The 24,029-nt window shown below is 36.8% G+C and carries 23 protein-coding genes; 5 read left to right on the forward strand and 18 right to left on the reverse strand.

Annotation, left to right across the window (positions count from 1 at the left end; genetic code table 11):
* Position 1: 1 nt before the first annotated feature.
* The 4 genes from ACPF63_RS22010 (at position 2) to ACPF63_RS22025 (ending at position 2,841) form a co-directional block, all read left to right on the forward strand.
* The gene (locus ACPF63_RS22010) at positions 2-991 is read left to right on the forward strand and encodes an endonuclease/exonuclease/phosphatase family protein (protein WP_426481325.1); all 990 of its coding nucleotides are present in this window, start codon (positions 2-4) and stop codon (positions 989-991) included.
* Positions 992-1,064: 73 nt separating this feature from the next.
* Positions 1,065-2,036: an endonuclease/exonuclease/phosphatase family protein gene (locus tag ACPF63_RS22015; protein ID WP_426481326.1), complete on the forward strand. Its 972-nt coding sequence runs from the start codon at positions 1,065-1,067 to the stop codon at positions 2,034-2,036.
* A gap of 4 nt (positions 2,037-2,040) precedes the next feature.
* Positions 2,041-2,403, forward strand: coding sequence for a hypothetical protein (locus ACPF63_RS22020; protein ID WP_426481327.1), 363 nt, complete (start codon positions 2,041-2,043; stop codon positions 2,401-2,403).
* Positions 2,404-2,430: 27 nt separating this feature from the next.
* Positions 2,431-2,841 carry a hypothetical protein gene (locus tag ACPF63_RS22025; RefSeq protein ID WP_077413166.1) on the forward strand — a complete coding sequence of 137 codons (411 nt, stop codon included), beginning with the start codon at positions 2,431-2,433 and terminating at the stop codon, positions 2,839-2,841.
* A gap of 69 nt (positions 2,842-2,910) precedes the next feature.
* Here ACPF63_RS22025 and ACPF63_RS22030 read toward each other — a convergent pair whose 3' ends face one another.
* The 18 genes from ACPF63_RS22030 to mraZ form a co-directional block, all read right to left on the reverse strand.
* Positions 2,911-4,425 carry a GH3 auxin-responsive promoter family protein gene (locus ACPF63_RS22030; protein WP_426481328.1) on the reverse strand — a complete coding sequence of 505 codons (1,515 nt, stop codon included), beginning with the start codon at positions 4,423-4,425 and terminating at the stop codon, positions 2,911-2,913.
* A gap of 105 nt (positions 4,426-4,530) precedes the next feature.
* Positions 4,531-4,941 (reverse strand): BrxA/BrxB family bacilliredoxin, encoded by a 411-nt coding sequence (locus ACPF63_RS22035; RefSeq protein ID WP_047379990.1) that lies wholly within the window; start codon positions 4,939-4,941, stop codon positions 4,531-4,533.
* 456 nt (positions 4,942-5,397) lie between these two features.
* The gene (locus ACPF63_RS22040) at positions 5,398-5,844 is read right to left on the reverse strand and encodes a GatB/YqeY domain-containing protein (protein ID WP_047377988.1); all 447 of its coding nucleotides are present in this window, start codon (positions 5,842-5,844) and stop codon (positions 5,398-5,400) included.
* A gap of 84 nt (positions 5,845-5,928) precedes the next feature.
* Positions 5,929-7,842 carry a cell division protein FtsZ gene (gene ftsZ / locus ACPF63_RS22045; RefSeq protein ID WP_426481329.1) on the reverse strand — a complete coding sequence of 638 codons (1,914 nt, stop codon included), beginning with the start codon at positions 7,840-7,842 and terminating at the stop codon, positions 5,929-5,931.
* 91 nt (positions 7,843-7,933) lie between these two features.
* On the reverse strand, positions 7,934-9,319 hold the full coding sequence (gene ftsA, locus ACPF63_RS22050; protein ID WP_077413163.1) for a cell division protein FtsA: 1,386 nt from the start codon (positions 9,317-9,319) through the stop codon (positions 7,934-7,936).
* Positions 9,320-9,405: 86 nt separating this feature from the next.
* Positions 9,406-10,377, reverse strand: a complete 972-nt coding sequence (locus ACPF63_RS22055; protein ID WP_426481330.1) for a cell division protein FtsQ/DivIB — start codon at positions 10,375-10,377, stop codon at positions 9,406-9,408.
* Positions 10,378-10,477: 100 nt separating this feature from the next.
* Complete coding sequence (locus ACPF63_RS22060) at positions 10,478-10,627, reverse strand: GxxExxY protein (RefSeq protein WP_426481331.1); 150 nt, start codon at positions 10,625-10,627, stop codon at positions 10,478-10,480.
* A 16-nt stretch (positions 10,628-10,643) separates the two neighbouring features.
* Positions 10,644-10,799: a GxxExxY protein gene (locus tag ACPF63_RS22065; RefSeq protein ID WP_426481332.1), complete on the reverse strand. Its 156-nt coding sequence runs from the start codon at positions 10,797-10,799 to the stop codon at positions 10,644-10,646.
* A gap of 220 nt (positions 10,800-11,019) precedes the next feature.
* Positions 11,020-12,378 (reverse strand): UDP-N-acetylmuramate--L-alanine ligase, encoded by a 1,359-nt coding sequence (gene murC, locus ACPF63_RS22070; RefSeq protein WP_426481333.1) that lies wholly within the window; start codon positions 12,376-12,378, stop codon positions 11,020-11,022.
* 147 nt (positions 12,379-12,525) lie between these two features.
* Positions 12,526-13,626, reverse strand: a complete 1,101-nt coding sequence (gene murG, locus ACPF63_RS22075; RefSeq protein WP_426481334.1) for an undecaprenyldiphospho-muramoylpentapeptide beta-N-acetylglucosaminyltransferase — start codon at positions 13,624-13,626, stop codon at positions 12,526-12,528.
* A gap of 1 nt (position 13,627) precedes the next feature.
* On the reverse strand, positions 13,628-14,866 hold the full coding sequence (locus ACPF63_RS22080) for an FtsW/RodA/SpoVE family cell cycle protein (RefSeq protein WP_426481335.1): 1,239 nt from the start codon (positions 14,864-14,866) through the stop codon (positions 13,628-13,630).
* Between the two features lie 42 nt (positions 14,867-14,908).
* Positions 14,909-16,234: a UDP-N-acetylmuramoyl-L-alanine--D-glutamate ligase gene (murD, locus tag ACPF63_RS22085; protein ID WP_180564833.1), complete on the reverse strand. Its 1,326-nt coding sequence runs from the start codon at positions 16,232-16,234 to the stop codon at positions 14,909-14,911.
* Positions 16,235-16,315: 81 nt separating this feature from the next.
* Positions 16,316-17,557, reverse strand: coding sequence for a phospho-N-acetylmuramoyl-pentapeptide-transferase (gene mraY, locus ACPF63_RS22090; protein WP_047377995.1), 1,242 nt, complete (start codon positions 17,555-17,557; stop codon positions 16,316-16,318).
* A gap of 79 nt (positions 17,558-17,636) precedes the next feature.
* Positions 17,637-19,097 (reverse strand): UDP-N-acetylmuramoyl-L-alanyl-D-glutamate--2,6-diaminopimelate ligase, encoded by a 1,461-nt coding sequence (locus tag ACPF63_RS22095; protein WP_426481336.1) that lies wholly within the window; start codon positions 19,095-19,097, stop codon positions 17,637-17,639.
* Positions 19,098-19,154: 57 nt separating this feature from the next.
* On the reverse strand, positions 19,155-21,146 hold the full coding sequence (locus tag ACPF63_RS22100; protein WP_426481337.1) for a penicillin-binding transpeptidase domain-containing protein: 1,992 nt from the start codon (positions 21,144-21,146) through the stop codon (positions 19,155-19,157).
* Positions 21,130-21,495 (reverse strand): FtsL-like putative cell division protein, encoded by a 366-nt coding sequence (locus ACPF63_RS22105; RefSeq protein WP_047377999.1) that lies wholly within the window; start codon positions 21,493-21,495, stop codon positions 21,130-21,132. The genes ACPF63_RS22100 and ACPF63_RS22105 overlap by 17 nt, the downstream gene beginning before the upstream one ends.
* Positions 21,496-21,592: 97 nt before the next feature.
* Complete coding sequence (gene rsmH, locus ACPF63_RS22110; protein WP_426481338.1) at positions 21,593-22,486, reverse strand: 16S rRNA (cytosine(1402)-N(4))-methyltransferase RsmH; 894 nt, start codon at positions 22,484-22,486, stop codon at positions 21,593-21,595.
* Positions 22,487-22,534: 48 nt separating this feature from the next.
* Positions 22,535-22,993 carry a division/cell wall cluster transcriptional repressor MraZ gene (mraZ, locus tag ACPF63_RS22115; protein ID WP_047379979.1) on the reverse strand — a complete coding sequence of 153 codons (459 nt, stop codon included), beginning with the start codon at positions 22,991-22,993 and terminating at the stop codon, positions 22,535-22,537.
* 272 nt (positions 22,994-23,265) lie between these two features.
* Here mraZ and ACPF63_RS22120 point away from each other — a divergent pair, with 272 nt between their 5' ends.
* Entirely contained in the window at positions 23,266-24,027 is a 762-nt protein-coding gene (locus tag ACPF63_RS22120) for an alpha/beta fold hydrolase (protein WP_077413155.1), read from the forward strand.
* Positions 24,028-24,029 lie beyond the last annotated feature (2 nt).

Genomic DNA, 24,029 nt, shown 5'->3' on the forward strand with positions numbered 1-24,029 from the left:
TGTGAAGGTTTTCCGACTCATATTATTCATCCTGCATCTGGGAATTCTGTTTTTACTGCTGGGTACCTTATTGAATGCTTATGTTCCACCGAAGGTTTTCCCATGGTTTAACTTGCTTTCCTTAGGTTTTCCGGTACTTATGATCTGTTATATCATTCTGACGATATTCTGGGTATTCAGCTGGAAAAAAAGGGCGTTTGTGTTTATGTTTGCAGGGTTAGCATTTATAAATCCTGTAAAACGTTGGGTTAACTATTCTGATAAGAAAGGAAATTCCGAAATAAAAGTGGTTTCTTTCAATACCAGAGCTGGCAGAATAGGAAATAAAGAGCTTGAACCTTACCTGAAGTCTCAAAATGCAGATGTTCTTCTTTTACAGGAGGATGCGGGTATTAAATATCAATTTGATGGCTATCAGAAAGCAAATCCCGGAGGCGGCTTAACAATTCTGACCAAGCATAAAATCCTAAAACAGCAGATTATAGATCCACAAGATGAAGAGGTAAGAATTCCTGGTTTGTTGGCTGATATAGAAATTAAAGGCAGGACCTACAGGTTCATTGGTGTCTATCTCAATCCTTTTCGCTTTCAAAAAGATATGGTGAGACTTAATGGAAATACCGATACCGATGAACAAAAAATAAAAGATGTTGTTAAAAGGCTGATTCCCACCTTTAAAAAACATCAGGATCAGGTAACCCTTATTCGTGAAGCCATTGACAATTCTCCTTATCCTGTAATTCTGGCGGGCGATTTTAATTCTGTTCCTAATTCTTATGAATATTATCATTTATCGGATGGGCTTGAAGATGCATTTTTATTGGCCGGAAAGGGCAGCGCAACGAGTTTTCATGACTATAAATTTCCAATCAGGATCGACTATGTTTTTTCTTCAAAATCATTAAGGGCAATATCTTATGAAGTTGACCGTTCTGTAAGTATTTCAGATCATTATCCTGTCATCGTGAAATTTTCCACGGAAAGCAAATAATCATAAAAAGAGTTAAAGTTATCTGCTTGGTAGGATTTTTGTTGAAAGAAAAGTGTACCAAGACCGTTTTTTCATGAAGTCGAATCAGATATTACTATTTATACATATCGTTATTGCTGTTTTGCTGTTAAGCACATTAGGGAATGCATGGATTCCGCCTAATCTTTTGGGCTATCTTAACCTGCTATCACTTGGTTTCCCCTATCTGATCTTAGCACATTTGATTCTTACACTGATATGGATTTTCAAAAAACAAAAAATAGCTATCGCTTTTGCACTGGGTACACTTATCTTCTATAATCCCATCAGACGATGGGTCAACTTTTCGCCAAAAACAGAGAATGGAAAAACAATACGGGATATTAAAGTATTGACATTTAATGTAAAATATGGAGAATATGGTTGGGATAAAGTGAAAAATTACATTAAAGAACAGGATGCAGATATTATTCTTGTACAGGAAAAAGATACTAACCGTGCCATAAAACGGGATCTTATAAAATATCCTTCTGTTATTCTGAAAACAAAACATAAAATTGTAAGACAGGCAGAGTTGATTGAGGAGAAAGCAAGGGGAAATTCATTCTATGCTGATATTGATATCAATGGAAAGGTAGTCAGAATTATTAATGTGTATCTTGAACCTTTCAGACTTCATAAGTCAATGTTTACGAAGTTAGATGCACTTGGATTTGGAAATGTTTCAACATTGCTGTCTCACATGACTCCTACATTTCAGGCCCATGAAGATCAGGTAAAAAGAATCAGAAAGATGGTAGACTTATCACCTTACCCGGTTATTTTAGCCGGAGATTTTAATTCTGTTCCCAATTCTTATGAATATTATAATCTGGGAAAAGATCTTCAGGATGCCTTTTTAGTAGCAGGAAAGGGAAGCGCAAGCAGTTTTCATGACTATAAAGTACCTTTGAGAATTGATTATATCTTCAGTTCAAAATCTATTATTCCTCTAAGCTATAAAGTAGATCAGTCTGTGAAATTATCGGATCACTATCCTGTAATTGCAGAATTTCTGCTAAATTAGTTCCATGAAAAATATACTGTCTGCGATTTTTATTTTCAAAATTCTTCTCACTGCATGTTCCAAGAAGGAATCTCCGGGTTTCGCTGCGGAACAGGATGTTAAAAGGAACTATGATACTATTGCTGTTGATTCCTTTTCTACCGGCGCTGTTTCAGTAGATATTGCCCGAAAGATAAGAATGTCTTCCCCCCAGTATCTGGACTCTGTAAAACAGGCTAAAAAGCTTCAGGAAGAGGAGAGCAAGCTAAAGGCAGAGCTTGAAAAAGAAAATAAAGCAAAACAGGAAGAGGAAAAGAAAAAAGCAGATGCAGAAAAGAAAAAGAAGTCTGTAGAAACGCCTTCGGGTCCAGACTCTAAAACACAATAACGCCTATATCATTAAAAAATAGACAATATGAAAAAACAAATCCTTACAGCAATGGTGATCTCAGTATTCACTGTAGCATGTACAAAATCAACAACGAAAACAGAGCAGGTAGATAACGCTGACGGATCAGTTACTACAACCACTACTACCGTTACAGAAACTCCAACTACTGTTGATACTGCAAAAATCAACAATGCAAAAGAAGATGTGAAAGCAAAAGTAGATGCTGCTGGTAATAAGATTGATGATGCAGCTCAAAAGGCTAAAGATAAAATTGACGCAACAGCTGATAAAACGAAACAGGATCTTCAGAAGGCCGGTCAGGATATCAAAACTGAAGCAAATAAAGTAGGACAAGATGCTAAAGAAGCCGCGAAAAAAGGAGCTTCAAAAGTAGAAGAAGCTGCGAAAAAAGTAAAAGAAGACTTAAGTAAATAAAAAAAAGCCGTAATTCTAATTGAGTTACGGCTTTTTTTATTAATTGACCAGAATGGATATTCTGTATCTTTATTTATTCATTTCCAGCAAAGGTTCAATATATTCTCTATCGTTGCTTAATCTTGGTACTTTATTTTGCCCGCCAAGTTTTCCTTTAGCTTCCAGCCAGTGATAGAAAAGATTGGTTTTCGCGATGTGTACAATAGGCCTTTTAAGGGTCATATTGTTGTATCTCTTCGCTTCATAATCAGAATTGATGGTCTTTAAATGCTTATCAAAAGCATCAATAAAGTTATCCAGATTATCAGGATGCTGGCTGAATTCAAAAATCCATTCATGGGCACCTCCTTCGTTTCCTTTCATAAAGACAGGAGCTCCTGTAAAATCCGTGATTTGTGCTCCAGTAACTTCACAGGCTTTTGAAAGAGCAGATTCTACATTGGTAATCATCAGTTCTTCACCAAAAGCATTGATATAATGTTTGGTTCTTCCTGTTATTTTGATTCTGAACGGATTGGTTGATGTAAAGACAACAGTATCACCAATCAAATATCTCCATAAGCCGCCATTGGTTGTAATAACCATTGCATAATTTTTTCCAACTTCCACATCTTCCAGGCTTACCACTTTCGGATTTGAAAAATGGAACTGATCCATGGGAATGAATTCGTAAAATATACCGTAATCCAGCATCAGAAGCATCTCATCACTGTCTGATCTGTCCTGTATCCCGAAGAAGCCTTCAGAAGCATTGTAAATTTCGTAGTAATTGATGTTTTTTCCGATGATCTGTCTGAATTGCTCCCTGTAGGGCTTGAAACTGATTCCGCCGTGAAAAAACACCTCCAGATTCGGCCATAGTTCTGAAATACTTCCGATATTGGTTTCCTTTAATACTTTTTGAAGGAGAACCATCATCCAGCTTGGTACCCCAATGATACTTCCCACATCTTCATTTTTTACTTCAGAGGTGATCGCCTTCAGTTTGCTTTCCCATTCTCCCATCAATGAGACTTTCTTGCTTGGGGTTGTGGTTATTTCTACCCAAAATGGAAGGTTATCAATTAAAATAGCGGATAAATCCCCAAATTTTGTGTTGAAATCAGCATACAGTTCAGAACTTCCTCCTAAACGTAAATTTTTATAATTAAAAAGCTGATTTTCAGGATGATTATTGGCGTAAATGGAAACCATATCCTTTCCTGCCTTCATGTGACAGTATTCCAGGCTTTCTGCAGAAATGGGGATAAATTTGCTCTTGGCGTTAGTGGTTCCCGACGATTTGGCAAAATGTTTAATGAGCCCGGGCCAGCTTATATCTTTCTGACCCTGCCTTGCTTTTTCAATATAAGGTTCCATTTCTTCGTAAGTAACGATCGGGACCTTATTTTTAAAATCCTGATAACTTGATATAGAATTGAATCCGTACAGTTTACCGTATTCCGTGTCTTCTGCATGAAACAGCTGGGAAAAGAGTATACCTTTCTGGGTCTCAATGGGATGATCCATGAAATTCTGTATCTGATCTATCCTCTGACGGATGAACCAGTTGACTACGGTATTGAAAAGTGCTTTGGTTGCCATTCCAACAAATATAATGATATTTGAATTTTCTGAAAATTTTTTGCGTGATTAAATAAAAAAACCGTTACAAAATTTGTAACGGTTTGATATTTAGATTATTGTTTCTTAGCAATACTCATCATATGCAGCCTGTAGGTTTGCTGCGATAGCTCCTGCAGGGTTTCCTTCGATGTGGTGTCTTTCCAGCATGTGAACCAATTCACCATCTTTGAAAAGAGCTACACATGGAGAACTTGGAGGGAATGGAGCAAGGTGTTTTCTTGCCTCAGCTACAGCTTCAGTATCAAATCCTGCAAATACAGTTGTTAAATGATCAGGTTTCTTATCTCCGGTCAAAGAGTATACAACACCCGGTCTTGCAGCACCTGCTGCACAACCACATACGGAGTTAATTACCAATAATGTAGTTCCGGACTGCTTCAATGCATCTTCTACCTGAGTTGGAGTTGTCAAGTCCTGGAAACCTTTATCTGTAAGCTCTGCCTTCATAGGCATTACTAAATCTGTTGGATACATATATTTTGTTTTTATCTGTACAAAGTTAAGCATTTCTTTGCGTTTGTTCAATATATAAAAACTATCAATCGATTAGTCATATAAAATTAATCAAATATTAATATTGTAATAATATTCAAAAAAATGTGAATTAAGACTAGGAATAATGGAAAATTATTATTAATTTTGAAATGATTCTGAAAAACAAACGACCATGAAAAAAACATTTAAGGCTTTCCCTCAAGCAATCAATCACTTAAATACTCTATGAAATATGGTAGTATCTTAATTCTTTTTCCAGTTTTAGAATCAAAACTGATTAACAAACTTTAATATCCAAAGAAAGCGAAGCCCGGAACTGAAAAGTTCCGGGCTTCTTTAATCAAATCGATATGCAAAGGTTGTATATCCTAATATAAATAGTTGATAGAAAATAAGTTGAAGGGTTATGGATCGCCGTCAACGGTTAGTTATCAACTAAGACAGGAGCTTTTTAGCCATCTCGGAAATACTTTTTCCGTCAGATTTTCCGGCTAATACTTTTGATGCTGCTCCCATTACCTTCCCTAAATCTTTAATAGATTCAGCTCCGGTTTCAGAAATAATATTTTTAATTTCTGTTTCAAGTTCTTCAGCAGAAAGTTGTTTAGGTAAAAACTTCTCAATTACTTTCATTTGAGCTTCTTCTACTTCTGCAAGATCCTGTCTTCCTTGAGCTGAAAACTGCTCAAAAGAATCTTTACGCTGCTTGATCATTCTCTGCAGAATAGCAATTTCCTGCTCTGCGGAAACTTCAGCGCCTCTTGCTTCTGTCTGTAAAAGAAGAATCTGAGATTTTACAGCACGAAGAGAGTCCAGAGCTACTCTGTCTTTTTCTCTCATGGCTGTTTTTATAGCTTCGCTTATTATATTTTCTAAACTCATGTTATTCTTATTTGTACTAATGTGAAAGGATTAATGTATTGATGATTTTACAGAGTGACTCATCAATACATTAATACACTTATTTTAGTCTACGTCTTTATTTAAAAATCTGTTTTCTCTGATCTGCATAGATCCGTTGTTGTCAGACAGATACGTGTTGATGTTCTGATCTGAAGCATTGGTTCCGTCGATCGAAATATTTTTTCTTTTGAAAGCAGGAATAGATTCAAACTCACTTGTGCTGTCAAAGCTCTGGTAGCGTGAGTTGAATTCTTTCAATTTATTTCTTCTTTCAATCACTCTGTCCTGGTCGATCGTTTTATTCACAAAAGTGAATTCTGATTCTTCCGTTTTTGGAGCTTCAATTTCTGTTTTGTTTTCAAAAGCAGTTTTTTTTTCTGCTTTTGGTTCTTCCTGTTTCTGATAGAAGGTTTCAATCTTCTGAGCCGGTTCAGCTACAGCAGCATTGCTTGGGTTGTTAAATTCTGCTTTTGGCTGTCCGAAATCGGTATTAGGCTCGTTTCTCACAGGTTCGTTTACAAAGAAGCTGAATTCAACAGGCTTTTCTTCTGTAAACGAGCTGCTGAATGGAGTTCCTGCCTGCGGTTCATCTTTTTTATTTTCAAAATCAAATGAGAAAGACTGAATTTCCAGGTCGTTTGGATCTTCATTCTCTTCGTCAATAGAAAATAAGCTGTATTCCTGCTCACTTTCTTCTTCGTTTTTCCACGCCTGTTCAGGAGTGTTTATAATATCTTCCTCTTTATCAGAGAATTTTATTTCGGGTCTTACCTGCTCTTCTTCAAGAATCATTTTTTTTTCAATGGATGTAACCTTGAACTGTGTGCTGTGGTCTTCATCATCTAATCTGAAATGATTGGCTCTGCTGGAATCATAGGTGGTATCAGGTGCAGACTCTCTTTCCTCTCTTGTTTTGAAAGGGGAGTTTTTCGGAGCATCGAAGCTGTCGTTAAGACTGATTCTGATTTTCTCTGTAGGTCCTGCAAATTTCTTATTGTCGTTAGAGAATCCTGTTGCGATAACAAGAACGCTTACTGCATCTCCCAATTCCTCATCAGCACCTACTCCGAAGATAATATCTGCGGTGTTTCCAGCTTCTTTCTGAATATGGTCCATGATGATACCGATCTCATCCATGGTTACTTCTTCAGCACCACTTCTGATCAATAACAGAACGTTTTTGGCACCTGTAATCTTATTATCATTCAATAATGGAGAATCAAGGGCTTTTCTTACCGCTTCTTCGGCTTTATTTTCACCTGAAGCAGTTCCTGTAGACATCAAAGCGGTACCTGAATTCTGAAGTACAGATTTAGCATCTCTAAAGTCAATGTTTACATCAAAGTAACCTGTAATAACTTCTGCCATACCTTTGGCTGCATTAGCTAGAACTTCATCGGCTTTTGAGAATCCCTGCTTGAATCCAAGGTTTCCGAACTGCTGTCTTAGTTTATCGTTGTTGATAACAATTAATGAATCAACATTATTTTTTAGTTTATCAAGACCATTTTCAGCCTGATCAAGTCTTCTTTTACCTTCAAAACTGAAAGGAACGGTAACAATACCTACAGTAAGAATTCCCATGTCTTTTGCTACTTTAGCAATGACAGGAGCTGCTCCGGTACCGGTACCACCGCCCATTCCGGCAGTGATAAACACCATTTTAGTGTTTTGTCCCATAGCTGCTTTAATATCTTCAATACTTTCGATTGCCGATTTTTCACCAACCTCAGGGTCTGCACCTGCTCCAAGACCTTCTGTGATTGTGGTTCCTAACTGAACTTTATTAGCAACCGGGTTATTATCAAGAGTCTGAGCATCTGTATTACAAATCACGAAATCAACTCCGTGAATTCCTTTCTCGTACATGTGCTTCAGAGCGTTGTTTCCACCGCCCCCTACACCGATTACTTTTATGATGGATGAATTTCCTTTTGGCAAATCAAATGAAAATCCTTGTGTACCTATATTTTCCATAACTATACTTTTAATAATTATAATTGATAATTGATTGATGATAATTGATAAGGAAAAGATCGTTTATCGCTTATCATTCACCATTTATAATTTATTCTACTTCTTCAAAGAATTTTTTTACTTTTTCCATAAGCGACTGCCCGAAGGTCAATTTCGCCTTTCTGTTCTCCTGTCTTTCATTTTCAAAAGACTGCTGCTCCTGAACGGGTGTTGCATGCTGAACCGGCTGAACAGTTTCTGTCTGTACTGAAGCGGTTTCAGGCTTTGGCTGTTCTGCAACAACTTCCATGATTTCATCAGCATTCTGCTTTTTGTCTCTGATCTTTAAACTCTCCATCAGTAACCCGATAGACGTAGCAAATTCAGGGCCTTTCAGGTACTGATTTTTATCGTTGGCGATATATTCATTCGCAAAACCTATTCTGCTGTCAAAACCAGTGGTATAATTGGCCAGCTGACGAAGATGTTTTAAGTTTGAACCACCACCTGTAAGAACGATTCCTGCAATAAGTTTTTTCTTTTGTTCAAAAGCACCATAAGCTTTCAGTTCTGTATTGACCATTTCTAAAACTTCTTCTACTCTTGCATTGATGATTTGTGCTAAAGTTTTTAAAGAAATTTCTTTGTCCGGTCTGCCGTGAAGCCCCGGTATGGTTACAAAAGTACTATCTTTTTCTAATTCGGGAACAGCCGAACCAAACTTTACTTTAAGTTGTTCTGCATGTTTCTCTATGATGGAACAGCCTTCTTTGATATCTTCGGTAATAATTCCGCCTCCGTATGGAATCACACAGGTATGACGGATGATGTTATCTTTAAATATCGCAATATCTGTTGTACCACCACCAATGTCAACAATAGCGACACCAGCTTCTTTTTCTTCTTTTGTAAGAACAGCTTCAGAAGATGCCAATGGCTCTAAAGTAAGGGCTTCCATTTCTAGTCCGGCTTCACGAACGCATCTTGCAATATTTCTGATGCTGCCCATTTGGCCTACTACAACGTGGAAGTTAGCTTCTAAACGCTTTCCATGCATTCCAACGGGTTCCTGAATTTCACCCTCGGAATCCACTTTATATTCTTGAGGAAGTACGTGGATAATTTCTTCTCCAGGAAGCATAACCAGCTTTTTCACCTGATCTTTTAATGCTTCAATGTCATCGTCTGTAATAAATTTATCAGGATGTTCACGCATAATATAATCGGAGTGCTGCAGAGAACGAATGTGTTTTCCTGCAATACCTACCGTAACTTTGCGGATAGGAACACCAGCACTGGACTGTGCTTCGGATACTGCAGCCTTGATTGAATTAATAGTCTGTGAAATATTATTCACAATACCTTTATGAACACCAAGACTTTTAGCTTTTCCTACACCGAGAACTTCTATTTTCCCGTGTGCATTCCTTCTTCCGACAATCGCGACTATCTTTGTTGTCCCGATGTCCAGACCCACTGAATACTCTTGATTTTCCATTTTTATATCGATTTGATTTTTTCTACTTTTTCCTTTTTTTCTCTAAAGATGATCTCCTATTTGTGTATTGAATGTCCCGAAAGGACTTATTCTATTTTTACTTTTGCCTTTGGCTTGGATAGGGCCTTAGCGGTTGATTTTTTTTCTGTTTTTTTCGTTTCTTTTGTATGTGTTTTCGGTTTCGCGCTCTCTTTCGGTTTTGCCGGCGTGGAGCTCGTTTTTTTTGCTTCCGCTATTTTTGGTCTGGCCTCTGTCTTCTTTGTTGATGCCATTGGAGCAGGAGCTTTTGTCAGTTCTAATTTTCCTGCTTTTAAAATACTGTCATTTTCTTTAAAATAAGGGTTTAAAGTAGTAACAATCTGATTCTGGTATTTTACAGAAATCATACTGTACTTCTGTGGATCCTGGTAGACAAGATATTTTTCCACGAAGGTTTTGAATCCTTTTACTTTAAAATCAATATTATCCAGATCTCCAATCTCTACCCGGTAATTCCCTTCACTTGTCAGAAGATTGTAGCTTTCTTTGCTTTTTGAAATCCCGATAAAATATTTCTTGCTGAAATCATCTTTATCGATCTTTCCTACCAGCTCTGCCAGTTTTTCATATTCATCCGGCTGTACATTTCCGGTTACCAGCATACATGGATGCGAATACGTTCTTGAAATTGGAAATTCAACTCCTTTTTCATCTACGTAAAAGTCTTTTCCGTCTTTATTAAGCCTGAAAACAGGAACTCTCTGCTTGATATCCAGATTCAGTTTTCCATTCAGGTTCAGGTAGACATTAGCACTGTCGACCGCCGGAAGTGAATTGATTCTTTTTTCTAAAGAAGGAATATTAAGGTCGCCCACTTTTCCAGAAGGGTTTTCTTTTTTTACAATCTCCCTGATGTCTTTTTCATCAACAAAATAAACCGGAGTTTTTTCACTCATTTTTACAGAAATCTTATTGTCTGTAATCTGTTGGTGGCTGAATCTCTTCAACGAGAAACTCAGTAACAATCCAAGGATGATTACAGTGACAGCAATTTTTAATATTCTGTATTTATTTTTCATATTTTTCTTTAGCCATTAAAGGACGTAAAGCAATTTTATTTTCTTTATAATTTATTTGCAACTCGTTTTACACCATTTTTAAATAACATTGAATGAAAATTTAAATCATTCCAAGTTTTATATCTGTTATTCTTAAATAATTTAAAAGCTGGAAAAAATGATAGTCATTAATTTCCTGAACTGCCTTTATTTCAATTATTACCTTGTTTTCAATGAATAAATCTACTCTGAACGCTTTAGAAATTTTCAACTTTTCATATTCAATGTCAATATTTTTTTTGACTTTCTACATTTAACCCTCTATTTTTTAGCTCATAAACTAAACATTCTTCATATACATTTTCATAAAGTCCAATTCCAAGCGTACGATGTATTTTCATTCCAGCATTGAAAGCAATCTCTGAAATTTCATTTTCTGTCATACATTTTGTGTTTTTATTTTTTAACGCTATGATCGCAAAGAGACTTAACTCTTCTTTTTTTTCGTTCGCGAGGGCGTTTCACTCAGCAAAGGCTGTAACTTTTATAATTTGTTTTTTAATAAATCTACTACTCTTCTTATAGGTATATTTGTTATTTCATCATTATCGCTGAGTGTGCGAACAAATTTTTATTCTTTCTTTGCGTGCATTGCGTTTATAATCAAATCTTTTGTATCCATTCACAAATAGGATCATACAGGGTATCTATATTTCCTGCACCTACGGTAAGAAGGATATCAAAATCTTTTTCTTTTATTTTTTCAAAAGCATCGGATAATGTCGATACTTCTTTCTTATCTAATGTCACTTTGTCCAGCAGCCAGCTTGAATTAACTCCTTGAAAATTCTCCTGAAGTTCTCTTGCAGGGTAAATATCAAGCAGAATAAGTTCATCTGCTTTGCTTAAACTTTCTGCAAATCCATCTGCGAAATCTCTCGTTCTGCTGAAAAGGTGAGGCTGGAAGACCACGACTAGTTTTTTATCAGGGTAAAATGTTCTGATTGAGCTCACTACAGCATTGATTTCTGTAGGGTGGTGAGCATAATCATCAATATAAATTTTACCGTTTTGATAAATATGTTTGGTATATCTTCTTTTAATTCCTTTAAAGTTGGCAATAGCTTTTTTCAGCGTATCAAAATCTGCGCCTAAATTATGCAGAATCGCTAGTGCTACAGTAGCATTCTCCACATTATGGATTCCCGGAATTTCCCATACAAAATCCTTTATTGTTTCGGTAGGAGTATGGAAGTCAAAATAAATTTTATCATGATCCATTCTCAGGTTGTCAGAATAGTAGTCTGCAGGCTCATTTACAGCATACGTTTGATGTCCTCTGCCAATTTCTACTCCTTTTCTTACAAAGAGCTGTTTATCCTGAGGCACTAAAGCCGCAAACTGTCTGAACCCTTCTTCAATATGACTTTTATCTCCATAAATATCCAAATGGTCTGCATCTGTAGAGGTTACAACTGCCCAATCCGGAGAAAGGTTCAGGAAGCTTCTGTCATATTCATCCGCCTCTACCACAGAATATTTGGAACCGTTGTACAGGAAGTTCGATTTAAAGTTTTCAGAAATTCCTCCTAAAAAACATGAGAAAGGCAGATCTGCTTCTTTGCATAAATGAGCTACAAGGGTTGACGTGGTTGTTTTTCCATGAGTTCCCGCAATAGCGATACAATCTGTATTTTCAGTGATTAATCCTAAAACTTTAGCTCGCTTCAACACTTCAAATTGATTTTCATTGAAGTAATCCAATATTCCAAGTGTTTTAATAGCCGGAGTATAGATGACCAATGTATCTTCTTTCTGAAGAGAAGTTATCCTTTCATCAATAAAGTCTTCAAAAACAATATCAATCCCTTCATTCATCAGATTCTGAGTCAATTTTGTATTGGTTTTATCGTAACCCAATACTTTTTTTCCGGATGCATTGAAATAGCGCGCTAATGCACTCATTCCGATACCTCCGATTCCAACGAAGTAAAAAGTCTGATATGTTTGTAAAATGTTCATTTATATTTTAATCTTTAATGACTCTTGAACCAATTCAGAGTTTAATTACTAATATTTTTATTATAAAGCTTTAATCAACTAACATTCATGACTCGTTAATGAAATAAGTTTTAACGGTGTCAGGCTGAGCTTGTCGAAGCCTTTTAATTATTTTATTACTTTAAAAATCTCATCTACAATCTCTTTTGCGGCATTTGGCTTGGCAAAATATTTAAGATTGTCAGACATTTCTTTCCTTACCCTTTCATTTTCGCAGATTTCTGATAATGTATTCCAGAATTTTTCCTGCATTTCAGAGTCTTTTACCATTCTTGCTGCATTTTTTTCAACCAGATTCATGGCATTTTTAGTTTGGTGGTCTTCCGCTGCAAAAGGGAAAGGAACCAAAAGGACCGGTTTTTGTGCTACGGCTAACTCTGAAATGGCAATAGCTCCGGCTCTTGAAACGATGATATCAGCTGCAGAATAAGCCAGTTCCATATCTTTGATGAATTCAAGAATCTGAATATTAGGAGTGTCTGTATCTTTTGTTTCGTTTACAATATCTTTATAATCAAGCTTTCCTGTCTGCCAGATCAGCTGATAATCTTTATCTGTCATTTGTTTTAAATGAGATTTCCATGCATTATTCAATGTTCTGGAGCCTAAAGAACCACCTACAGACAGAATCGTAAGCTTATCTTTATTCAATCCCATTTTTTCTTTTGCCTGGGTTGTTTCCTGCATTCCTGAAACAATGTTCTCACGAATCGGATTTCCCAGAAATTTTATTTTTTCTGCCGGAAAACCTTCCACTTTTGGATAAGCTGTAAAAACGGCTTTCGCTTTCTTGCTTAAAATTTTATTGGTTACTCCCGCATGAGCATTCTGTTCCTGTATGAAAATAGGAATTCCCATTTTGCTTGCTTCATAAAGAGCGGGTCCGCTGGCAAATCCTCCAGTTCCTACGGCAAAATCAGGAGCAAAGTTTTTAATAATCTTTTTAGACTTTGATAAACTCTTCAGAATTTTGAATGGCAGGTCTAAATTGGATAACAAATTTCCTCTGTCGATTCCTGCGATATCAATTCCCTCAATTTTATACCCTGCCTGTGGAACTTTTTCCATTTCCATCTTTCCATTGGCACCAATGAACAAAAATTCTGCATCAGGAAATCTTTTTTTGATTTCATCAGCAATGGCGATGGCTGGGAAGATATGACCTCCTGTTCCTCCGCCTGATAATACTATTTTTAATTTTTTGTCCATCTTAAGCGATATCGTTTATTTCTGCTACACTTTGTTTTTTGCCCATTCCTTCTTCATCATAAATCTGAATCCTTGAGCTTATATTTAAAATAATACCTAACTGTAAATAGGTTACCAGCATTGAGGTTCCTCCGTAACTTATCAAAGGCAGCGGCTGTCCTGTTACCGGGATCAGGTTGACTGCAACGGCTATGTTTACTGAAAGCTGTATAAAAATCATTACCCCGAGACTGAGAACGAGCAAGGATCCGAAAAAAGCAGGCATTTTACTGGCGATCATCACGATCCGTATCATCATAATCAGATATAAACAGATGAGAAAAGCGGCTCCAATCACTCCGTATTCTTCTACAATAACCGCGAAGATAAAGTCGGAGGCAGACTGTGGAAGCATTTGTTTCAATGCACTTTTTCCTGGTCCCATTCCGGTGATTCCACCATGTACGATGGCTGCTTTAGCCTGCATTACCTGATAGTTTTTTGCTTTTATACTTTCATCATCTACATCGGCTGATTTTGCTTTGCTTGAAGTAAATGTTTCTACACGGCTCATCCATGTATGAACACGGTTTCCGCCAATCATGTTCGTATTCAGAGCTATTAATAAAAATAAAACAATAGCTACAAATGAGGCAGAAATAAACCCTGCAATGTATTTCCAGTGAAGCTGTCCTATGACAAGAACCACTACGGAAACCATTAAAATCATTAATGCCGTGGAACCGTTATCTTTTGCTACCAATACAAAAACAAGCAGGATAGGCCCGAAAATATACATGATATTCTCTATTGGAAGTCTTTCTCTTGTGATCTTTTTGGTTAAATATCTGCACAGATAGATAATCAGCATTAAAAAGGCAAATGATGAAGGCTGGAAGGAAATTGGTGTTCCCGGGATTTTCAGCCATCTGGAAGCACTGGCTCCGTCAATGGTTTGCCCGGTAAACATGGTAACAATCAGCAGAACAATCATAAGACCGAGCAGAATACTGCTGAGCTTTCCGATATATTCATATTTTATTGTTCCTACCAGTCGCATAATTGCTAATCCTAAGACTACAAAGAACATATGTTTGATAACGTGACCCGTTGTAGTCCCGTTATTAACAATGTATTCGAGATTTGAACTTGCAGAGTATACAGGGAAAATAGAGAAAATGGAGATCACAAGGATGACCATCCAAAGTACTTTATCGCCCTTTAGAAATTCAAATCTGTTTTCTGTGTTCTGTTCGTCCATAATTTTGTATTGATGTATAATGTACTTTGTACAAAAAACATTTTACTTTAGTACCTGCTCTTTAAACTGGCGTCCTCTGTCTTCATAGCTTTTGAACAAGTCAAAACTTGCGCAACACGGAGATAATAAGACGGTATCGCCTTTCTTAGCCAGTGATTTGGAAATCCTCACGGCTTCTTCCATGCTTGAAGTATCATAAATAACTTCTTTTTTGTCTTTAAAGAAATCTATGATCTTCTTGTTATCTACTCCAAGGCAAACAATTGCCTTTACTTTTCTTTTGACCAAATCTTCAATTTCGGTATAGTCATTTCCTTTATCTAATCCACCAACGATCCATACGGTTGGTGTTTTCATGCTTTCTAGAGCATAATAAGTAGCGTTCACATTGGTTGCTTTACTGTCGTTGATGTATTTTACACTATCAATTTCAGTCACCAATTCCAATCTGTGTTCTACAGCCTGGAATGTCATCAATGAATGTCTGATGCTTTCATTGTTGATTTTTAATATCTTACCTGCAATAGATGCTGCTAAGCTGTTCGCTACATTGTGATTTCCCAACAGAGACAATTCATCAACTTTCATTGAGAATTCGTCTTTCATTTTTACAACAATCTCATCTTCATTTACAAAACCTCCTTCAGATAACTTTTCTTTTGTTGAGAATGGAATCATTTTAGCCTTTATTTCAAGCTTTTCAAGAAGATTTTTGCTCATTTCATCATCCTTGTTATAGATGAAGAAATTATCATTTTCCTGATTTTCAGTGATTCTGAATTTTGCCAAAGCATATTCTTCATAGTTGTAGTTATACTGATCCAGGTGATCCTGAGACAGATTCAACAGTAAAGAGATATAAGGTCTGAAATTTTGAATATCATCCAACTGGAAAGAGCTTACTTCCAATACATAATATTCATGGTTTTCATCTGCCACCTGCTTGGCAAAGCTATATCCGATATTTCCTCCCAAACCTACATTCAATCCGTCATTTTTCAAGATATAATAGATTAGGGAAGTAGTGGTTGTTTTTCCGTTGCTTCCGGTAATGGCAATAATCTTTGCATCTGTAAATTCAGAAGCAAATTCAATTTCAGAGGAAAGTCTGATTCCTTTTTCATGAATTTTATGAATGATCTCCGCCTTTTTCGGAATTCCCGGGCTTTTTACGATCCAGTCAGCGTTTAAAACCCTTTCTTCATCGTGGTTTCCTTCTTCAAATTCAATTTCATTATCGGTAAGAAACTGCTTATAGTTATCCTTAATGGCTCCTTTATCTGAAAGAAATACTTCCAGACCTTTCTTTTTAGCCAAATAAGCAGCTCCGCATCCGCTTTCTCCACCTCCTAAAACAACTATTTTCATATTATTTGGATTTAATGATTAAAAGATTTAGCGATTAAAAAATTCTTCAATGTTTCAATCTTTTAATTTTTAAATTGGTTTTTATCTCATTTTTAATGTGATCAGACATACAATAGCCAGTATTACCCCAATGATGATCATTCTGTTCACGATTTTACTTTCGTGGAAACCTTCTTTCTGATAATGGTGGTGTAATGGTGACATTTTGAATAGTCTATTGTTTTGGGCATATTCCAACCCGTATTTTCTTTTTCTGTATTTGAAAACAACTACCTGAAGCATTACAGACAGGTTTTCAATTAAGAAGATTCCGCATAATACAGGAATCAGCAATTCTTTTCTTAAAATAATGGCTAAAACGGCAATTACTCCTCCCAGCATCAAACTTCCGGTATCTCCCATGAAAACCTGCGCAGGATAGGTGTTGTACCAGAAGAATCCGATCACCGCACCTACCATTGCGACGGCAAAAATGGTGGTTTCACCCATATTGGGAAGGAACATGATATTGAGATAGTCTGCAAAAATGATGTTCCCGGAAAGATAAGCAAAGAGCGCCAGCGATAGTAGTATAATGGCACTTGTTCCTGCCGCCAGACCGTCGATTCCATCTGTAATGTTGGCACCGTTTGAAACAGCTGTTACAATGAAGATGACAATAGGAATAAACACAATCCATGCCCACTCATGAGCATCTTTATCATTCATCCAAAACAAAATTCCGCTATAATCGAACTCATTGTTTTTGGCAAAAGGAACGGTAGAAACAGTAATTTTTTCAGTAGGCATAAAGTTTTGCTCGACATTATTTCTGTTGACCACTTTAGCATCGGCATATTTTCTTTTAACGGTAATGTCTGGGTGGAAATACATTGTAATTCCGACAATTAGCCCTAAACCAACCTGGCCTACAATTTTGAATTTACCACTTAAGCCGTCTTTGTTTTTTTTGATTTTCTTTAAATAATCATCTAGGAAACCAATAGCTCCCATCCAGAACATTGAAACCAGCAACAGAACAATATATACATTGGTAATTCTTGTAAACAGCAATACGGGAATGATGGTTGCCAAAATGATGATGAGCCCTCCCATGGTAGGAGTTCCTTCTTTTTGTTTTTGACCATCCAATCCAAGATCACGTACCAATTCTCCCATTTGTTTTGTTCTCAGGTAATTGATTACTCTTTTTCCGTAGACAAGAGCAATAATCAGAGAGAATAGTACAGCCATTCCGGCACGGAAGGAAATGTATTTCAACAATCCTAATCCCGGAACATGGATTCCATGGTTGGTTAGATATTCGTATAGATAGTATAGCATAGTTTCAATTGTTAATAAATAATCATTGATAATTGATGAATGATAAAGTTGTTATTATGTATCAATTATCGCTTGTAATTTACTTGCTCATTAATTTCCAAAGCTCATTAATTACTTCTTTGTCATCAAAATGATGTTTTACACCATTTATCTCCTGATAGGTTTCGTGCCCTTTTCCGGCAACCAAAACAATATCTTTAGGTTCTGCAAATTTTATCGCCATCTTTATGGCTTCTCTCCTGTCTGGGATTGAAGTGTACTTGCTGAAGTTTTGAGGTTCAATGCCTGCTTCAATTTCTTTGATAATCTGGGTAGGATCCTCTGTTCTCGGATTATCTGAAGTGATAATTGCCAATGTTGATTTTTTAGAGGCAATATTTCCCATTTCAGGTCTTTTGGAGTGATCTCTGTCTCCTCCACAGCCGAATACGGTGATTAATCTTTCGTTTTTGGTTCTGATATCGTTAATGCTGTCCAGAATGTTTTCCAATGCATCCGGAGTGTGTGCATAATCTACAATAAAGAAAATTCCGCCATCGGATTTGAAGGTTTCAAATCTTCCGGAAACTCTTTTTAATTTGCTGACCGCCTGAAGAATTTCATCCTGCTCAAAACCAAGTTCAGCAGCAATCCCGAATACAAGCAGCAAGTTGTATACATTGAACTTCCCGGTAAGTGTTGTCCAGAATTCCTTTCCGTTGAAGTTCAACAGCATTCCGTTGAAATCTACTTCCAACAATTTTCCGTGATAGTCTGCCATGGTTTTCAAAGCATAAGACTTTTTTGAAGCCTTAGTATTCTGAAGCATGACATTCCCATTTTTGTCATCTACATTAGTGATGGCAATAGCTGTATCTTCTAACTGGTCAAAGAATCTTTTCTTTGTTTTTAAATATTCTTCAAAGGTTTTATGATAATCTAAATGATCATGAGTAAGGTTGGTGAAGCCTGCTATTTTGAAGTGTAGTCCTTCAATTCTGTTTTGGGCAATTCCGTGTGAGCTTACTTCCATAAAAGCAAATTCGCATCCTTTTTCTACCGCTTCTGCTAAAATTCTGTTGATGGTAATCACATCAGGAGTGGTATGGGTGGCCGGAATAATTTCTTCACCGATTCTGATCTCAACAGTGGAAAGCAAAGCAGAGTCATAGCCCAGGTTTTTGAAAACATCAAAAAGAAGGGTAGAAACAGATGTTTTTCCATTAGTTCCGGTAACTCCTATCAGCTTTAGTTTCTGAGAAGGATTTCCGTAGAAATTGGAAGCAAGATGACCCAGAGCTTTAGATGAATCTTTCACCTGAATATAGGTTATATTTTCAACCAATGTTTCTGGAAATTCTTCGCAAACGATTCCTGCAGCACCTTTTTCAATAGCAGATGCAATGAATGAGTGACCATCCATCACTGTTCCTCTCATAGCAATATAAAGAGAGTTTTCTGTAACTTTTCTGCTGTCAATCACCAATTCAGCCACCTCACGGTTGCTATCACCGTGGATTTCCAGTACTGGGATTCTGTTTACTAATTCTGTTATAATCATCTTTATCAATAAGGCTTGCCCTATTTTGTTTTAAATGGTCCTTGCGGGACTTTGTTCTTAATGTTGCAGAGACAAATAAATTCTCTGGTTCTTGCTGATCGTTGTGCCTTCCAGAGGGAATTGTTCTTTAATTCTTCCCACTCCTTTATAGTCGACACGGTATCCTAAGTTTTCCAATTGCGGGATTACATTTTTACCAATTAATCCTACCACATTAGGCATTTGTTTATCATTTACTGCTACTTTTACATTAGGTTCAACCATTTTGCTCAGGTTTACCTTTTTGTCTACAAGCATTTCTTTTTCGATATTCTGAGGAGTTTTCAGGAATGTTTTACCTGCAATTTCCTTAAATACGGGTGCTGAAACGGGTCCTCCATAAAATCCTATTGATGTATTGGGTTCACTTATCATTACATAGCAGGTGTATTTTGGCGCGTCTGCCGGATAAAACCCTGCAAATGATGCGCGGTATTTCATAGGGCCAGGCAGCCAGTATTCAAATCTTGCAGTTCCTGTTTTACCTGCCATTTTAAGGTTGGGAGTAAAGATGCTTCGTCCTGTTCCTTTTTCTACCGCTTTGGTTAAAGCACTGGTCATCATTTTAATCGCTTTTTCAGAAGCCATTTTGTTTACCATTACTTCAGGTTTGGCATTGTACATTACTTTGCCATCTTTCATGATTTTATCAATGAATAAAGGTTTAAGCATTTTTCCGCCATTGGCAACGCCGTTGTAGAAAGTTGTCAACTGCAGAAGGTTGATGTTGGAAGAATACCCGTAAGAAATAGAAGCCAGCGTTGCGGCATTCCATCTTTTATTTTGTGGAGTTACGATCTTTGGTTTTGTGATTCCCGGAAGTTCTATATCCATTTTGTCAAATAACTTCCAACGTTTCAGGTGGTCAAGGAAAATCTGAGGCTTTTCTGCATAATATTTTGTGATCAGTTTTGCTGTTCCTACATTACTGGATTTAGCTAAAACATCACTGATATCATATGTTCCTCCGCCGTGTCCGTCAGAAATTCTCTGTTTTGCATAAGTCCAGACACCGTTTCCTACGTTTACAGTTGTATTTTCATCAATGAAGCCGTCATCCATTGCTGCTAAAAGCGAAATGGTTTTAAAAGTGGATCCGGGCTCAATATTATCTTTTAGGGCGTAGTTGTAAGAATCTTCATAATCTCCTGAATCTGTTCTTCTTAAGTTGACAAGGGCACGTACCTTTCCGGTTTCAACTTCCATTACAATCACAGTTCCATGTTTTGCTTCAAAATGGATCAACTGCTTCTCCAGAGCGGAGTGTGCAATGTCTTGAATTCTGAGATCTAGGGTTGTATATACATCTTCTCCATCTACCGGTTCCTGAACTTTCCAGAAGTCGATAGGTTTCCATTGGGATGAATTAATTCTCTGCTCCAGTCTTTTACCGTCGGTACCCGTTAAATATTTCGAGAAAGCACCTTCTAGTCCTGATCTAAGCTCTCCGTTATCCATACCGATGGTTCCGGCACCGATTTCTGAAGTGGCCAACTCTCTTTTGTAGTTTCTGTCAACGATAAATCCTCCTTTATTTTTACCTTTTTTGAAGATAGGGAACTTTCGGATTCTGTCATATTGATCGAAATCCAGTCCTTTTACCAAAGTATAGTACTGGTTTTTCTTTTTCTTCTGTTCGTCAAATTTCTGTCTGAATTCTCCTCTGGATTTTCCGAACATTTTGCTCAGAGAATCTGTCAGCGCTTCGATGTGGTTGGAGTACACCGTATCTTTCATCGTTTTGAAGTCAAGAAAGATGTCATATCGCATCACTGTGGTTGCGAGAATAGAGCCGTCAGACGCAAAAAGATTACCGCGGGCAGCCTTTAAAGTAGCTTCACGATAGTTTTTATTAATGTAATCGTCTTTAATTTCCTGAACATTGGTATTCTGAAGAATAACAATTCTTGCCAAGAACATTACAAACACGCACAAAGCTACCACTGCAAAGAGGTAGCCCCATCGTAACGTTTTCTTACGTTTATTGTCGTATTCATTTTGCTTTTGCATCTGTACTGTCCAGTTTTATTAGCAATTTGTGAGGGTGGTTTTCCAGGGTCATCAATGAATCCCTGGCAACTTCTTTCCCCAGTTCTGATTCCATTTTTACTTTGATCAGCTTACTCTGGGCGTAAGCATTTCTCGATTTGTATTCTTCTGTTTCCTCTTTTAAGGCGTTTACAATTTTAATTTTTTTATTGACGAGATGGTTGGTATAAATCATTGCCATCATCAATATAAACAACAGGAGAAAATACTTGTAATGTATTTTGATCTCATCACGATTCAGAAAGTTTCCTTTTATAATATCTATAAAAGTGAGTCTTTTCTGGGGTCGATTTGTTGTTCTTTTTGCCACTTTATAATGTCAGTTTGCTTTGTAGTGAATTCGGTTTATTCATCAGTGATGAATATTATGATATTAAAAATTGACCATTGACGATTCACTAATCATTTTATACTTTTATTCCTGTTCTCATTTTGGCACTTCTAGCTCTTGAGTTTTCTTCGATTTCCTGATCATCAGGAATGATTGCTTTACTTTTTATCAATTCGAATGCCTTTTTATAATTTCCGTAGATATCTCTTGCCGGCTCTCCTTCAAACATTCCGTTTTTCAGGAATCTTTTTACCAAACGGTCTTCTAAAGAGTGGTAAGAAATAACGACCAGTCTTCCTTCCGGTTTCAACACATTATAAGCCTGAACCAGCATTTCTTTTAATACTTCAAGCTCCTGGTTAACTTCAATTCTTATTGCCTGGAAAAGCTGGGCATAAAATTTATTAACTTTATGAGGCGGAATGTAGCTGAAAAGCTTTTTCAAATCCTCAGTTGTATTTATGCTCTTTGTTTTTCTGTGGTGAACAATTTCTCTTGCCAGTTTTCTTGCTTCTCTTAATTCTCCATAATGATAGAAAAGATCTGCAAGCTCACTTTCTTCATATTCATTGATCACTCTTTTAGCATCAAGATTCTGCATTACGTTCATCCTCATGTCCAAAGGAGCATTGCTTCTTGTAGAGAAACCCCTGTCTGCTTCATCAAACTGGTGTGAAGAAACACCCAGGTCGGCCAAAACACCATCTACCTGAGGAACTCCATACATTAGTAATGAGTTTTCCAGAAATCTGAAATTCTGATTAACTAATGTGAATCTAGGATCATCAATTGTATTTTTAAGTGCATCCAGATCCTGGTCAAAACTGAACAATCTCCCTTTATCAGAAAGCCTGCTCAAAATCTCCCTGGAGTGGCCTCCGCCTCCAAAGGTGCAGTCCACATATATTCCGTCAGGATTCGTCACCAAATCATCAACACTCTGCTTCAACAAAACGGGGTTATGATACATGCTTAATTGTGTTTTTTATTTAATATATAATCAATTAATAACCTACAGTTATTCTTCCTCGAAAGAGCCCATCACATCTTCGGCAAGGCTTGCAAAATCAGTTTCGTTGGTTGAGATTACCTTTTCGTAGGCTTCTTTATCCCAAATTTCGAAGAGCTCTCCCGCGCTGGTAATCACAATATCTTTCTGAAGATTTGCAAAATTCGTCAGGTCTTTAGAGATCTGTAACCTTCCTGCATTATCCAATTCTACTGTCTTTACTCCTGCCGTAAACATTCGTATGAAATCAGCATTCTTTTTTATGAATCTGTTCAGTTTATTAATTTTGCCCATCAGTTTGTCCCATGCATTCATAGGATAGACTTCCAGACAGGGTTGGAACACAGATCTCTTGACTACAAATGCCTTGTCTTCGAAGTTTTCCATCTGTTTAATTAAAGATGAAGGAACTTTTAGGCGGCCTTTGTCGTCAATTTTGCACTCATATGTTCCAATGAAATTTTTCATTTGGGACAAATTTATATAATAATTTCCAAAATTTCCCACTTTTTCCCACTTTTTGACTCAATGTTAATAAGTTTTATTAGAGATTGAATTTCAATAATGTAAAATACTGATATGAAGACAGTTGTAAAAAGTGTTATTTAGGCCATAGTAAAGCGTGTTTGAAAAAAAAAGTTAAAAAGGAGAATATTATATTATTTTTATCTTAAATTAGGATAATCAAAATTTTTTTGAGGTTTAATTTGTATTTTTGCAGGGCTTTATTAAGGCGTTTTATGATATTTAGTACAAAAAAAGAAAAGAAATATTCCTATGTAGAAGCAGGAGAAGGACATCCATTAGTGCTGTTGCACGGGTTAATGGGTGGTTTGAGTAATTTCGATAAAATGGTAGATTTTTTTTCGGAAAGAGGCTTCAAAGTATATGTTCCTCAGTTGCCGATCTATGATCTGCCGGTACTCAATACGAATCTTACCACTATCGCAAAATATATTATCAAGTTTATAGAAAGTCATATTTCAGGCCCGGTTACCATTATGGGAAACTCAATGGGTGGGCATGTAGGGCTTATCTTGACGTTGGCAAGACCTGATTTGGTGAAAAATCTTGTGCTTACAGGAAGTTCTGGATTATATGAAAGAACTTTCGGGGACAGTTTTCCAAGGAAAAATGACCGATCTTATATCAAAAAGAAAACGGAAGAAGTTTTCTATGATCCAAAGATTGCGACAGAGGATCTTGTAGATGAAGTTTTTGCGGTGGTAAATGACAGAATGAAAGGAATAAAAACGGTAATGCTGGCAAGAAGTGCCATCAAACACAATATGCTGAACGACCTTCCTAAGATTTTGACACCTACGTGTCTGATCTGGGGAAAACAGGATAATGTGACTCCTCCAGAAGTGGCTGAGGACATGCACAAGTTTATTCCAAATTCAGATTTATTCTGGATAGAGCATTGCGGCCATGCAGCCATGATGGAAAAGCCGGATGAATTCAATGAAATCCTGTACAACTGGATAAAAGATAAAGTTTAATA

Source organism: Chryseobacterium sp. R2ACT005 (assembly GCF_049949215.1).
Classification (GTDB): Bacteria; Bacteroidota; Bacteroidia; order Flavobacteriales; family Weeksellaceae; genus Chryseobacterium.

Bases quoted from the DNA above. Each gene is read 5' to 3' on its own strand.
- ftsZ (WP_426481329.1), bottom strand. From the start codon at position 7,842: ATGGAAAATATAGGTACACAAGGATTTTCATTTGATTTGCCAAAAGGA.
- ACPF63_RS22025 (WP_077413166.1), top strand. From the start codon at position 2,431: ATGAAAAAACAAATCCTTACAGCAATGGTGATCTCAGTATTCACTGTA.
- ACPF63_RS22100 (WP_426481337.1), bottom strand. From the start codon at position 21,146: ATGCAAAAGCAAAATGAATACGACAATAAACGTAAGAAAACGTTACGA.
- ACPF63_RS22035 (WP_047379990.1), bottom strand. From the start codon at position 4,941: ATGTATCCAACAGATTTAGTAATGCCTATGAAGGCAGAGCTTACAGAT.
- ACPF63_RS22095 (WP_426481336.1), bottom strand. From the start codon at position 19,097: ATGATTATAACAGAATTAGTAAACAGAATCCCAGTACTGGAAATCCAC.
- murG (WP_426481334.1), bottom strand. From the start codon at position 13,626: ATGGACAAAAAATTAAAAATAGTATTATCAGGCGGAGGAACAGGAGGT.
- mraZ (WP_047379979.1), bottom strand. From the start codon at position 22,993: ATGAAAAATTTCATTGGAACATATGAGTGCAAAATTGACGACAAAGGC.
- rsmH (WP_426481338.1), bottom strand. From the start codon at position 22,486: ATGTATCATAACCCCGTTTTGTTGAAGCAGAGTGTTGATGATTTGGTG.
- ACPF63_RS22055 (WP_426481330.1), bottom strand. From the start codon at position 10,377: ATGAAAAATAAATACAGAATATTAAAAATTGCTGTCACTGTAATCATC.
- murC (WP_426481333.1), bottom strand. From the start codon at position 12,378: ATGAACATTTTACAAACATATCAGACTTTTTACTTCGTTGGAATCGGA.
- murD (WP_180564833.1), bottom strand. From the start codon at position 16,234: ATGAAAATAGTTGTTTTAGGAGGTGGAGAAAGCGGATGCGGAGCTGCT.
- mraY (WP_047377995.1), bottom strand. From the start codon at position 17,557: ATGCTATACTATCTATACGAATATCTAACCAACCATGGAATCCATGTT.
- ACPF63_RS22080 (WP_426481335.1), bottom strand. From the start codon at position 14,866: ATGGACGAACAGAACACAGAAAACAGATTTGAATTTCTAAAGGGCGAT.
- ACPF63_RS22040 (WP_047377988.1), bottom strand. From the start codon at position 5,844: ATGAGTTTAGAAAATATAATAAGCGAAGCTATAAAAACAGCCATGAGA.
- ACPF63_RS22020 (WP_426481327.1), top strand. From the start codon at position 2,041: ATGAAAAATATACTGTCTGCGATTTTTATTTTCAAAATTCTTCTCACT.
- ACPF63_RS22065 (WP_426481332.1), bottom strand. From the start codon at position 10,799: ATGACAGAAAATGAAATTTCAGAGATTGCTTTCAATGCTGGAATGAAA.
- ACPF63_RS22030 (WP_426481328.1), bottom strand. From the start codon at position 4,425: ATGGCAACCAAAGCACTTTTCAATACCGTAGTCAACTGGTTCATCCGT.
- ACPF63_RS22015 (WP_426481326.1), top strand. From the start codon at position 1,065: ATGAAGTCGAATCAGATATTACTATTTATACATATCGTTATTGCTGTT.
- ftsA (WP_077413163.1), bottom strand. From the start codon at position 9,319: ATGGAAAATCAAGAGTATTCAGTGGGTCTGGACATCGGGACAACAAAG.
- ACPF63_RS22120 (WP_077413155.1), top strand. From the start codon at position 23,266: ATGATATTTAGTACAAAAAAAGAAAAGAAATATTCCTATGTAGAAGCA.